The sequence below is a fragment of the Nocardioides sp. J9 genome (assembly GCF_007829375.1).
Classification (GTDB): Bacteria; Actinomycetota; Actinomycetes; order Propionibacteriales; family Nocardioidaceae; genus Nocardioides.
Genome location: NZ_VLJQ01000005.1, coordinates 1 through 12,425, shown reverse-complemented (window position 1 = coordinate 12,425; position 12,425 = coordinate 1). Strand labels below are relative to the sequence as shown.

General features: G+C 70.1%; 12 protein-coding genes and 1 tRNA gene. 9 read left to right on the top strand and 4 right to left on the bottom strand.

The annotated features are described in order from the left end of the window. On the bottom strand, positions 1 to 1,061 hold a 1,061-nt coding region (locus L615_RS01465), incomplete at its 3' end, for a DUF222 domain-containing protein (RefSeq protein ID WP_145723867.1). A 145-nt stretch (positions 1,062 to 1,206) separates the two neighbouring features. Further along, complete coding sequence (locus L615_RS01460; protein ID WP_145723866.1) at positions 1,207 to 2,121, bottom strand: LysR family transcriptional regulator; 915 nt, start codon at positions 2,119 to 2,121, stop codon at positions 1,207 to 1,209. 90 nt (positions 2,122 to 2,211) lie between these two features. Here L615_RS01460 and L615_RS01455 point away from each other — a divergent pair, with 90 nt between their 5' ends. From L615_RS01455 to L615_RS01445, 3 genes are read left to right on the top strand one after another with little or no spacing between them, the layout of a single operon-like run. Beyond that, entirely contained in the window at positions 2,212 to 3,222 is a 1,011-nt protein-coding gene (locus L615_RS01455) for an LLM class flavin-dependent oxidoreductase (protein WP_186449668.1), read from the top strand. 1 nt (position 3,223) lies between these two features. Beyond that, positions 3,224 to 3,955 carry an SDR family NAD(P)-dependent oxidoreductase gene (locus L615_RS01450; RefSeq protein WP_028655920.1) on the top strand — a complete coding sequence of 244 codons (732 nt, stop codon included), beginning with the start codon at positions 3,224 to 3,226 and terminating at the stop codon, positions 3,953 to 3,955. 15 nt (positions 3,956 to 3,970) lie between these two features. Further along, a complete protein-coding gene (locus tag L615_RS01445) occupies positions 3,971 to 4,822 on the top strand; it encodes an amidohydrolase (protein ID WP_028655921.1) in 852 nt (283 codons plus the stop codon). Between the two features lie 100 nt (positions 4,823 to 4,922). Here L615_RS01445 and L615_RS01440 read toward each other — a convergent pair whose 3' ends face one another. Then, the gene (locus L615_RS01440; RefSeq protein ID WP_145723864.1) at positions 4,923 to 5,462 is read right to left on the bottom strand and encodes a YaeQ family protein; all 540 of its coding nucleotides are present in this window, start codon (positions 5,460 to 5,462) and stop codon (positions 4,923 to 4,925) included. A 169-nt stretch (positions 5,463 to 5,631) separates the two neighbouring features. On the opposite strand from L615_RS01440, the gene L615_RS01435 reads away from it, so the two are divergent. Next, positions 5,632 to 6,618, top strand: coding sequence for a hypothetical protein (locus L615_RS01435; protein ID WP_145723863.1), 987 nt, complete (start codon positions 5,632 to 5,634; stop codon positions 6,616 to 6,618). Between the two features lie 29 nt (positions 6,619 to 6,647). Here the strand turns inward: L615_RS01435 and L615_RS01430 are convergent, their stop codons facing one another. After that, on the bottom strand, positions 6,648 to 7,535 hold the full coding sequence (locus L615_RS01430) for a 3-methyladenine DNA glycosylase (RefSeq protein WP_145723862.1): 888 nt from the start codon (positions 7,533 to 7,535) through the stop codon (positions 6,648 to 6,650). Positions 7,536 to 7,567: 32 nt separating this feature from the next. On the opposite strand from L615_RS01430, the gene L615_RS01425 reads away from it, so the two are divergent. The 5 genes from L615_RS01425 (at position 7,568) to L615_RS01405 (ending at position 12,402) form a co-directional block, all read left to right on the top strand. Continuing rightward, positions 7,568 to 8,380, top strand: coding sequence for a fumarylacetoacetate hydrolase family protein (locus L615_RS01425; protein WP_028655925.1), 813 nt, complete (start codon positions 7,568 to 7,570; stop codon positions 8,378 to 8,380). Beyond that, positions 8,377 to 9,864, top strand: a complete 1,488-nt coding sequence (gene gltX / locus L615_RS01420; RefSeq protein ID WP_145723861.1) for a glutamate--tRNA ligase — start codon at positions 8,377 to 8,379, stop codon at positions 9,862 to 9,864. The genes L615_RS01425 and gltX overlap by 4 nt, the downstream gene beginning before the upstream one ends. Next, positions 9,851 to 10,831: a CPBP family intramembrane glutamic endopeptidase gene (locus tag L615_RS01415; RefSeq protein ID WP_261376518.1), complete on the top strand. Its 981-nt coding sequence runs from the start codon at positions 9,851 to 9,853 to the stop codon at positions 10,829 to 10,831. Before gltX ends, L615_RS01415 begins: the two co-directional genes overlap by 14 nt. A 45-nt stretch (positions 10,832 to 10,876) precedes the next feature. Then, positions 10,877 to 10,951, top strand: a tRNA-Gln gene (locus tag L615_RS01410). Positions 10,952 to 11,109: 158 nt separating this feature from the next. Continuing rightward, complete coding sequence (locus L615_RS01405) at positions 11,110 to 12,402, top strand: ISL3 family transposase (protein WP_145723860.1); 1,293 nt, start codon at positions 11,110 to 11,112, stop codon at positions 12,400 to 12,402. The last annotated feature ends 23 nt before the right edge of the window (positions 12,403 to 12,425 follow it).

Sequence of the window (12,425 nt, the reverse complement as noted above, 5' to 3'; positions counted from 1 at the left end):
CCGCCTTCGCTGTGGGGTTCCTGGTGATCGATGTCGACGTTGCGCGAGGTGTTGACGGCGTAGGGGAAGACGTCGGCGGGGTGGATGAGGTGGACCATCTCGCGCAGGCGYYGGGGGATCTCGTAGGCGTCGACGGCCATGGTCTGGTTGAGGTCGATGACCGGCAGGACCTGCACCTTGCCGGCGACGTGGGCGATGGTCTTGCGCACCCATGCGGTGGTGACGGGGCCGTGGCCCTCGAACCTGGCGATGGGGGAGTCGGGGGTGAGGTGGAGGTAGATCTTCACCTTGGGTTTCACCGGTCCGACGGAGAGGTCGGGGTGGGTGTCGGGGTTGACGAGGTGGGCGAACGCGGCGAGCTTGCGCTCGACCTTGCTGACGTCCGGGAGGGTCTCCTCCAGGCTCGTGGCGACGGCGTTCAACGCGGTGTCGGCGGCGAGGATGACGGTGGCGTGGTCGCGGATGGTGAGGGTGGCGATGCCGTGGCGGTTGACGCGGGACATGCGGACGAAGCGGTCCTTCTCGGCGGCTTCTTCCTTCGCCCTGGCGAGCTCGGGGGCGGCGGCGGTGATCCTGGCCTCGACGAGGGTCTCGAACCGGGTCCAGGGCAGCCGGCCGTCGGCGACCTCGTGGACTTCGTGGTCGACCCAGGCTGCTTCGTCGCTGGTGAGGTCGCGGGTGGCCTCGGCGACGTGGCGTGCGTGGCGGACGCGGACGGTGCCGGCGTCGATGCCGGCCTGCAGCTTGGGGAGTCGGTGGTGCAGGTCGACGGCGTCGGCGATGAGTCGTTTGGCACCGAAGGGGCTGGTCTGGATGCGGGCGCCGAAGGTGGCGGCGGCGTACTCGGTGATCCTGGGTGTGCCCTCGGCCCCGGCGGGCCTGGCGCGGTCGCGGCCGCGCTTGTCGTGGACCGGGAGGGTGTCGGGGTTGTGCAGGACGGCCCACTGGTAGGCGGCGCGGAGGATGTCGCGCTCGGCCTGCTGGCGCACCGCGTGCTGGTCCTCGACGAAGTCGAGGACCTGGTTGGCGGTCATCTCCGCCACCGCCCGATCGGTGACCATGACCCCACCCAACACCAGGGGTCCGACACAAACGTCCGCAGAAGACCTGCGACGAAAGCGCCTGTGGACGAGGCAGGCTGGCTGGTGATCATCGTTGTCGGCTCGCCCCAACCCGCGCCCGCGCCGTGACGCCGACGTGCTCGGCTCACCGGACGTTCTCGCTCGCGGTCCAGCCCTGGTCGATGGCCAGGCGTTCGGTGACACGGAGCACGGTGGCCACCGCCGGACTCGCGGACAGCTCCTCGTCGCTGTAGGTGATGAACCACGGGACAGTCCGGGCCGGTTCAAGCGGCTTCCACACCAGGCCGTCGAGGTAGTCCCGACCCACGGACTCCAGGGTCAGCAGCACGCTCTGCTGGTCGTGCAGGATGTCGCCGCCCGTGCTCAGGCCGAAGATCACCTCCCTGGTCCACGTCGGACCCAGGTCGTGCTCCGCGAGGTAGCGGAGGACCCAGTCGTTCCAGGAGCTCATCTCCTCGTCCACCGACAAGATCGGGAAGAGGGAGAGGTCCGCTGCCGTCACGCAGGGCGCTTCGGCGAGCGGATGCCGACTGCCCACCAGCGCACCGACACGTTCCTCCCTCACGTAGATGCTGCTGAGCCCCGGTCGGCGGAACCTGCCGCCGATGGCGAGGTGCAGGTCCCCGGCGAGAAGCTGCCGTGCCACGTCCGCACGCGGAAGGGTGGTCTGGTGGATCGCGACCTGCGGCACGTTCGCCCGGGCGGCCGCGAGGATGCGACGAGGAGTGAGCAGCGAAGGCTCGCTGACGTGGATGCGGAGGACGCCGGGCAGGCCTGCTGTGACCCTCGTCCTCTCCACTGCCCGGCGGACGTCACCCAGAATCGACTCCGCGGCCTCGGCCAGGACCTCTCCGGCCGGGGTCGGTGCCACTCGCCGGCTCGTGCGCTCGAAGAGGCGGGCGCCCAGACGTCGCTCCATCCGCTGGAGGGACTGGCTGAGGGCGGGCTGCGCCATGTGGAGACGCTGTGCCGCTCGCGAGATGCTCCGCTCCTCCGCGATGGCGAGGACGTACTCGAGGTCGCGCAACGACAGATCCATAACATCGAGATGCTAGATCGCCACTGCCTTTGGTGTTGGCGGTCTGGAGCAGTCCGACCAGAGACTGGTTCCCCGAGTCAAGGAGGAATCATGCGAGTCGGACTCACGCTCGAGATGAAGGCGTCGCCACACCGCACCCAGTCCTGGACGGAGCTGTGGGAGGACTGCCTGTGGACCTTCGAACAGGCCGAGCAGCTCGGCTTCGACTCGCTCCTGGTCCAGGAGCACTTCTTCAGCGAGGACGGTTATGCACCCTCCATCCCGATCTTCCTGACCGAGCTGATCCACCGGACGTCGACGGCGCGGATCGGCTCGTACATCTACGTGGCGCCGTTGCACCACCCGCTCGCGCTCGCCCAGGAGACGGCGGTCCTCGACCAGCTGTCGGGCGGCCGCCTCGACGTGGGGATCGGAAGCGGCCACCGGGTCGCTGAGTACGTCGCGTTCGGGTTGAACCCCCGCACGCGCCCCTCCCGCATGGAGGAGGCCATCGAGCTGCTCAAGAAGGGCTGGACCGGCGAGCCGGTGGAGCACGAGGGCAAGTACTTCACCATCCCCGGCCTCCGGGTCCAGCCGACCCCGCTGCAGCAGCCGCACCCGCCCCTGTGGGTCGCGGCCACCACGCCGGCCGCGGCTGCCCGGGCAGGTCGGCACGGAGCCAACCTGGCGGGTGCCTCGGTGGACCCGGCCGTGCACGCGGCCTACCACGAGGCGCTCGCCGCTGCCGGGCACGAGCCCGGCTCCACGAGGGTCTCGAACCCCTGGAGCATCACGGTCACCGACGAGGACCCCGAGAAGGTCTGGGCCCGCAACCAGTACCTGTACTTCGACCGCTGGGACTACTACCGCAAGATCCGTTCGGAGTTCGGCGACCCGGACCTCGACTACGGGCTCGAGCCGGCGGSCGRCGCCYACCGTGCCAACGAGCTCATCGGCGACGCCGACACCGTGCTGGCCGTGCTGGAGCCGTTCGTCAAGGACCTCGGGCTCACCGACCTCGTGCTGTTCGGTCCCCACCCCGGCATGGACCTGCGGGGCGAGGGAATGGAGAACCTCCAGCGCTTCGCCGAGCAGGTGCTCCCCACCCTGAAGTCGTGGTGACGTGGACCGGGTCCTCGTCGTGACCGGCGCCCGGGGTGACGTCGGTGCGGCCGTGGTCACCCGCGCAGCTGCCGCGGGCTACGACGTCGTCGCGGCCGACGTGGTGCCTCCAGACGAGCCATCCGGACCCCACGTCAGTGCGGCCACGTTCGACCTGGTCGACGATGCTCAGGTGCGGGAGTTCGCCGCAGACGTCGTCGAGCGGTGTGCGTCGGGCGACGTCGAGCACGTCGGGCTCGTCCACTGCGCGGGAATTGCCCGGGTCGAGCCCTTCGCGACGTCCGACACCGAGGCGTGGGACGTCATGTACCGGGTCAACCAGCGTGCCCCGCTCCTGCTCACGCAGGCGCTCCTGCCCGCCCTCACCCGGAGGCCCGAGTCGGCCATCGTCTTCGTCAGCTCGGACTCCGCCCGGGCAGGGGCCGGGCGCGAGGTGGCGTACTCCGCCACCAAGGCGGCCCTCATCGGTGCTGCGAAGTCCCTGGCGCGTGAGCTGGCGCGCCACCGCGCGAGGGTGAACGTCGTGGCGCCCGGCCCGATCGAGGGACAGATGGTCGACAGCGCCACTGCCGACCACGAGGGGTACCTCGAGCGACTCGTGGGCGCCGTCCCGCTGCGGCGCCTGGCCACTCCCACCGAGGTCGCAGCAGCCATCTTGTGGCTCGTCGGCCCGGAATCCACCTACGTGACCGGACAGACGCTCAGCGTCTCCGGCGGAATCACCATGCACTGACCACCAGGAGGACCCATGCCCATCGTCGACTCCCACATGCACCTCATCGACGTGACGAACCACGACTGGTACCCCGGACTGAAGGTCTGGGCCGACGCCATCGACTTCCCGGAGCTGTACGCCGACTTCCTGCTGCCCGACTACCGCGAGGGGGACACCAGGTCGGTGGACGCGTTCGTGCACGTGTCGGCCACCACCCTGCCTCGGGCCTACCTCGCCGAGACCCGGTGGGTCGACCAGCTGGCTGACGACAACGACCTCGACCTGGCGATCGTCGCCACGGTGGACCCGACGCTGGCCCGGGACGAGATCGTGGCCGACCTCGAGACCCAGGCTGAGAGCTCCCGGCTGCGAGGACTGCGGGTCCTGTACGGCCTTGAGCCGGGCACGGACGCCGCGGACACCATCCTGCGCTGGCTCGAGGAGCGTGGCCTCGTGTTCGACCTCGTGACGAACCCGGAGGGCATGACTGCCTGGCTGCGTTCGCTCGAGCGGTTCCCCGACCTTCGCGTCGTCCTCGAGCACACGGGGTGGCCCACGGGGACCGACCCCGATGCCCGGGCCGCGTGGACGACGGCGATCCACGACTTCGCTGCGTCGACCGATGCGCTCTGCAAGCTGACCGGGCTCGGCATGGTCACCCGCGACACCACGGAGGCCACCCTCCGACCGTGGCTCGACACCGTGATCGAGGAGCTCGGCTGGGACCGGGTGGCGTTCGGGTCCAACCTGCCGATCGAGACCATGGGAGGGACCCACGGGCAGATGCTCGAGACCTTCTCTGTCGTCGTGGGCCAGGTCGACGAAGCCGAGCAGGCCAAGTTCTGGGGCGAGAACGCCCGCCGCGTCTACTGGTCCACCGCGTGATGAGATCGGGCTGAGCAGGATCGGCCTGAGCAGGATCGGCCCGAGCGTCCCCTCTTCCGGCCACTGTGCCGGTGTCTGGCTGCGGGGCGGGGCCGCGCGACTAGCGGATCGGTTGGTCGTGGATCGCCGAGGAGAGGTTCGCCCCGTTCAGCTGGAGGTAGAGGTGCCGCTCGGTGACGGTCAGCGTGAGCGCGTTGCGGCGCTCGAGGGCCGCCACGGCGGAATCGATGAACCCGGGCTCGAAGCTGTGCAGGACGATCTCGTCTGCGCGGTGGATCTTCGCACCCGCCCACTGCGCCAGGACCCTGGCCGGGTCTCGGTGGGTGTAGATGGTCGTGCGCTCGGCCGCCTTGCTGCCCGCGTGGAGGCGCGCTGCATCGGGTGCTCCGACCTCGATCCAGGCCAGCAGCTTCCCGCTCATGTCGCGCACGAGAACCGCTGGGTCGGAGGTCGCGGAGATTCCCTCGCTGAACGCGATGCCGTCTTCGTGCTCGAGGCAGTATGCGAGCACGCGCGTCACGAGGTACGCCTCGGTCTCCGACGGGTGCCGCGCGGCGCGCAGCGTGAACTGCTCGTAGACGCCGCGATCGGTGTCGGCCAGCTCGATCTCGAAGGTGTGCATCGTCGCGCCGGCCGCCATGCGGGTCATGCTGGCCCAGGACGCGTCCCCGCGTCGAATGGTCGAGGCCCGGTCCTTCTCCGAAGCGCCTAGAGTCGGTCATCCACGTGCGGGCCGGTGCCGGCCCGGACGGTCGGGCGACAGCCTCGGGCGAGCCCGGGGAGACGGGACCAGGGTCGAAGGGGCTGCTGTGACGCACGACGACCAGGTCGACGAGTCAGCAGCGGACGACGGCGCGCGGGACGAGCTCGCTGCCCTCGCGCGTGGCCTACGCGGGACGGCGGCGGCTGCGGCGCTGACGGGGCTGGGCATGGGGCTGGCGGAGATGCGTTTCGACGAGCTGGTGGCCGGACCCCTGGTCGTGGGCGTGCCGGTTGCGTTCCTGTCCGTGTTCTGCCTGTGGCAGGTCGTGCGGTTCACGCCCGCCTCGGTCGACCGGCTGGAGGCATTCGCCCTGCGCGCTGGCGGTCGGTTCACGCCAGTGGCGGACGGGGCGCGCGGCTACACGGCGACGCCCTTCCGTCACGGCGACCAGCCGCGTCGTTTCGGAGTGGTCAGGTACGGCGCGCACGGCACCCGGATCGAGATAGGTCACCTGCTGTCGTCCTCTGCGCACCCCAGGGCGCAGCTGGTCGAGCGGCGGCACGCCTACGCCGTCATCGAGCTGCCCGAGCGCATGCCTCAGATGGTCCTCGACTTCGGGCACCTCCGCAGCTTCCTCGGGATCCGCCTGACGCCGGAGCACTGGGACCGGTCGCAGCTGGTCGACGTCGGGGGCGGACGCCGGTTCCGCCTGTTCGTCGCCGAAGGCGGAGAGCACGTCGCACGCAGGTTCTTCACCGCCGACGTGGTGCGGGCGTTCGAGGAGGTCGGGCGTCACTACGACGTCGAGATCGACGCGAGCCACCTGTACCTGCTCTCGATGAGGTCAGCGGCCTCCGGCTCCGACCGTCGCTGGGAGAAGCAGCGAAACCTCATCGAGGGCCTTGCCGGGACCGTGGTCGGATCGCCGGTGTGGGACGACGTGCGAGGTCCGCGGAGAGGCCGCGGGCCGCGCTCGGGAAGCCTGGTGATGGACGTGAAGCGCGGCGTCAGGGTCGTCCTCGCAGCGGCGACGGCAGCCGTCGTCGTCCTCTCGGCGATCGTCCTCCACGCCCAGGGGCTCCTGCCCGTCTGACGAGCGTGCAGCACGCCGGGTTGTCAGTGTCAGAGCCGCAGCAGGCGCTCGCACTCCTCGACCAGCCTCGCCCGCAGCGGCCGACCGCGCTCGGCAAACCCGCGCTGGGCCTCGACGTACGCCGCCTTCCCCTCCGCCGTCTCCACGCGGACCGGGTCGAAGCCGAGGTCGGCGAGGTCGTAGGGCGCGGCGCGCATGTCCATGACGCGGATGTCCCAGGCGAGCTCGAAGCAGTCGGCGACGAGGTCGGAGGAGATCATCGGCGACAGGCGGAAGGCGTGCTTGTAGAGGTCCATGCCGGCGTGGAGGCAGCCGGGCTGCTCGAAGTCGGGGCGGTCGTCGCGGCCGGGGCGCAGGGTGTTGAGGGGGCGGGCCGGGGCGGTGAAGAAGCGGTAGGCGTCGAAGTGGGAGCAGGCGATGCGGTGGCCCTCGACGACGGCGTCCGTGCCCGCGGGGCCCAGGCGCAGCGGCCAGTCGGCGTGGCGGGTCTCGTCCTCGGCGAGGCGGTAGACCATGGCCCACTCGTGGAGGCCGAAGCAGCCGAAGTGCGGGGCGCGGGCGGCGGTGGCGCTCAGCAGGCGGTGCAGTGACTCGACGAGCAGCCGCTGCGCCGCGACGTACGACGACGCGACGGTCACGCCGCCCGGGACGCCCGGGACGCCCGGGACGGTCTCGTAGCCCTTGAGCCCGGCGTACGTGCCGTCGTCCTCCAGCACCACGCCGGCGCCCGGGTGCCAGCGGCGCAGCTGGGCGGGGCGGTAGGAGTAGTAGGTGAAGAGGAAGTCGAAGACGGGGTGCTTCACGTGCGCCTCGCGGCGGGCCAGGTGCGGCGCGACGTAGCCGTCGACGCGCTCGGCGTGCGCGGCAGCGCGGGCGCGCCACTCCGCGGGCGCGAGCACGACCTCCTGCGCATTCACGACCGACCACCTTAGGTCGATAGGCTCGCCGGGTGCGCATCGTCAGATTCACCACGGGGGAGGAGCCGGCCTACGGCGTCCTGACCGGAGACCTCGACGAGTACGGCCAGCCTGCTGACGACGCGGTCATCGTCGGCCTCGCGGGCGACCCGCTCTACGTCGGCGTGAAGCTCCTCGAGAAGGAGTACCGGTTCGAGGACGTCCGGCTGCTGGCGCCGGTGCTGCCGCGCAGCAAGGTCGTCGGCATCGGCAAGAACTACGCCGCCCACGCGGCCGAGATGGGCGGGGAGGTGCCGGCCGAGCCGCTGATGTTCATCAAGCCGAACACCACGGTCATCGGGCCCGGCGACTCGATCCTCTACCCGAAGCAGTCGGAGAACGTGCACTACGAGGGCGAGCTCGCCGTCGTGATCGGCCGGATCTGCCGCGACGTCCCCGCCGAGCAGGCGACCGACGTCATCCACGGCTACACGATCGCCAACGACGTCACCGCGCGCGACCTCCAGCGCTCCGACGTCCAGTTCACCCGCGGCAAGGGCTTCGACACGTTCTGCCCGCTGGGCCCGTGGATCGAGACCGACCTCGACCCGCACGACTTCAACCAGGGCCGCCGGGTCCAGACCTTCCTCAACGGCGAGGTCGTCCAGGACGGTACGACGGCCGACATGGTCTTCGACGTCCCCGCACTCGTCGCCCACGTCTCCAGCGTGATGACGCTGCTGCCGGGCGACGTCATCCTCACCGGCACCCCGGAGGGTGTCGGTCCCATGCAGGTCGGCGACGAGGTGGAGATCTCGATCGACGGCCTCGGCACCCTCACGAACAAGGTGGAAGCACGAGCATGAGCACGACCGATCAGGGCACGACGACGCCGGTCCGGGTGCGGATGGCCCCCTCGCCGACGGGCAGCCCGCACGTCGGCATGATCCGCACGGCGCTGTTCAACTGGGCGTTCGCGCGCCACCACGGCGGCACCTTCGTCTTCCGGATCGAGGACACCGACAAGGAGCGCAGCACCGACGAGTCGCTGCGCTCGATCCTCGACCTGATGCGCTGGCTCGGCCTCGACTGGGACGAGGGCCCCGAGGTCGGCGGCCCGCACGCGCCGTACTTCCAGAGCGAGCGCGGCGACAAGTACGCCGACGCGCTGGCGAGGCTGCGCGACAGCAGCCGCACCTACGACTGCTACTGCACCAACGAGGAGGCCGCCGCGCGCCGCAAGGCCGCCGGCTCCAAGGTGCAGGGCTATGACGGCTTCTGCCGCGAGCTCAGCGACGAGCAGCGCGAGGCGTTCGTCGCCGAGGGCCGCCAGCCGATCGTCCGCTTCCGCATGCCCGAGGGCTCGATCACGTGGCACGACCTGGTCCGCGGCGAGGTCACCTTCGAGACCGAGTTCGTCCCCGACTTCGCGCTCTGCCGGGCCAACGGCGACCCGCTCTACACGCTGGTCAACCCCGTCGACGACGCGCTGATGGAGATCACCCACGTGCTCCGCGGCGAGGACCTGCTCTCGTCGACGCCGCGCCAGATCGCCCTCTACGAGGCGCTGAAGGAGGTCGGGATCGCGAAGGCGACCCCGCAGTTCGGCCACCTGCCCTACGTCATGGGTGAGGGCAACAAGAAGCTCTCGAAGCGCGACCCCGAGGCGCACGCGCTGGCTTACCGCGACCAGGGCTACCTGCCCGAGGGCCTGCTCAACTACCTGGCCCTGCTCGGCTGGGCGATCGCGGCCGACCGCGACGTCTTCACGCTCGAGGAGATGGTCGAGGCGTTCGAGATCACCGACGTCGTCGCCAACCCGGCGCGCTTCGACATCAAGAAGTGCGACGCGATCAACGCCGCCCACATGCGCAGGCTCAGCATCGAGGACATCACCCACCGGGTGATCCCGTTCCTCAAGGCCGACGGCGTGCTCAGCGACCCGGTCAACGACGCCGACGCGCAGCTGCTCGAGCTCGCGATGCCGCTCGTCGCCGAGCGGATCAACAAGCTCAGCGAGGCCAGCGCGCTGCTGGAGTTCCTCTTCGTCGACGAGGACGCCTTCGAGGTCGACCCCGACGACGCCGCGAAGGTCATCGGGGAGGCCGGCATCCCCGTCATCCAGGCGTCGTACGACGCGCTGGCGGCCCTGCCGACCTGGTCCACCGACGCGATCCAGACCGCCCTCCAGGCCGCGCTCGTCGACGGCCTCGGCCTCAAGCCGCGCAACGCGTTCGGCCCGGTGCGGGTCGCCGTCACCGGCCGCCGCATCTCCCCGCCGCTCTTCGAGTCCCTGGAGCTGCTCGGCCGCGAGCGGAGCCTCGGGCGGTTACAGCGTGCACTGGGGTGAGGACACCCGCACCGCTCCGGGGCTGACCTACGACCGGCTCCACCTGCTGGGGCCACCCGGCGGCTGGCGCCAGCCGGTCGGGATCGTCTTCCTGGTGGCGCTGTTCGTCATCGGGCAGGTCGTCCTCGGCGTCGTCGTCACGCTGTGGCTCGCCCTCGGCGGCGACGGAGTCGACGAGATCGCCGACAAGCTCTCCGGGGACACGGCGACGCCGTCCTTCCTCGCCCTGGTCAACCTCGGCTGGGCCGCGGCCATCCCCGCGGTCTTCCTCGTCGGGTTCCTGCTGCACCGGCTCACGCCGGGCTGGATGGGCTCCGTCGTCGGCCGGCTGCGCTGGCGCTGGCTGCTGACCTGCCTGGGCCTGGCCGTCGTCGCGCTCACGATCACCATGGCGGTCTCCACCGTGCTGCCCGACCAGGGCGCCGGCACGGTCGACCTCGGCGGTGGTGCCAACGCGTTCACCAGCGCGAGTCGCGACTTCCTGCTCGTGGTGGTGCTGCTCACCCCGCTCCAGGCGGCGGGGGAGGAGTACGCGTTCCGCGGCTACCTCACCCAGGCGTGCGGCGGGCTCACTGCCCGGCTGCCGGCCCGGGTCGGTACGACGGTCGCGGTCGTCGTACCGGCACTGGTGTTCGCCGTCGCGCACGGTGCCGGCCAGGACCTGCCGATCTTCTTCGACCGGTTCGCGTTCGGCGTCGTCGCCGGCGTGCTCGTGCTGCTCACCGGCGGACTCGAGGCCGGCATCGCGATGCACGTCCTCAACAACTTCCTCGCCTTCGGCCTGGCCATCGCCTTCGGCGACATGACCGAGACGCTGCAGCCCACCGACGGCACCTGGTGGACGGTCCCGGTGACCCTCGTGCAGTCGCTGTCCTACCTCGGCCTGACCCTGTGGGTCGCGCGCCGGACGGGCGTGCGGAGCCGCACGAGCGGGGCCATTTTGGAGGCGCGGCGCGGCCGCGTGTAAGGTTTCTGCCGGTTCAGGTCCTCCGCGGGCCGGAGCCGCGAGCAGTGGTCTATGGTGTAATTGGCAGCACGACTGGTTCTGGTCCAGTTAGTCTAGGTTCGAGTCCTAGTAGACCAGCCACAACAGCAAGCAGGAGCCGGGCAGCAGCCCGGCTCTTGTCGTTTTTCCGGCTCCTGTGACTCTTCCGTGGGTCGCTGATCGCGCCTGAACGGCCACACGCCGTTCCCGCTCTAGGTTTCTGGCTTGTCTAGGACCGAAACTGCTGAGCGGAGAACGGCGTGCGAAACGCCAGCCTATGGCGCGCCCTGTTGGGCGTCGAGAACACCGTCATCGAAGAGATCGAGTTCGACGAGGAGACCGAGGTCGTCGTCGCTCACGTGCGACCTCGTCGCGGCGGCCGTGGCCGCTGCGGCACCTGTGGAACAAGAGCATCCTGGTACGACCACGGCGAAGGGCGGCGTCGCTGGCGAAGCCTGGACGTGGGCGTGATGCAGGTGTTCCTCGAAGCCGACGCGCCCCGCGTGAACTGCCCGGTCCACGGACCCACCGTCCGCCAGGTCCCGTGGGCACGACACGCCGCCGGCCACACACTGGCCTTCGACCAGCAGGTCGCGTGGCTGGCCACCCAGTGCTCGAAGTCGGCAATCACCGAGTTGATGCGGATTGCATGGCGCACCGTTGGTGCGATCATCACCCGCGTCTGGTCCGACACCGCCGCCCAACACGACCTGTTGGCAGGACTGCGCCGGATCGGGATCGACGAGATCTCCTACAAGCGCAACCACAAGTACCTGACCGTCGTCGTCGACCACGACACAGGACGGCTGGTCTGGGTCGGAGTCGGGCGGGAGAAGGCAACCGTGCGCGCGTTCTTCGATGTCCTCGGCCCCGAGCGCTGCGCTCAGATCACCCACGTGTCCGCAGACGGCGCGGCCTGGATCGGGGAGGTCGTCACCGAACGATGTCCAAACGCGGTCCGCTGCGCCGACCCGTTCCACGTCGTGAAATGGGCAACCACCGCGCTCGACGAAGTCCGCCGCCAAGCCTGGAACGCTGCACGCAGCAGGACCGGACAGACTCCCTCAACACTGCAGGCCAGACGAGCGGCCGGCAAGGAGAACTACTCCACCGGGCCCGCGAAAGCGTTGAAGAACTCCCGGTTCGCGTTGTGGAAGAACCCCGAGAACCTCACCACCCGACAAGCCGCGAAGCTGACCTGGATCGCGAAGGCCGAACCCACCCTGCACCGCGCTTACCTGCTCAAGGAAGCACTGCGCCTGGTGTTCCAGCTGCCCCACCACGAGGCAGTCGAGGCGCTCGAGCACTGGATCAGCTGGGCCCGCCGCAGCCGGATCGAACGCTTCGTGAAGCTGCAGCGCACCATCGTGACCTACAAGGCCGAGATCCTCGCCGCGATCGAGCACGGCCTGTCCAACGGCCTCATCGAATCGGTCAACACCAAGATCCGCCTCATCACACGCGTCGCCTTCGGATTCCGCTCACCCGACGCGCTCATCGCCCTCGCCATGCTCAACCTCGGCGGCCACCGACCCGTACTCCCCGGCCGATGACCCACGGATCAGTCACAAGAGCC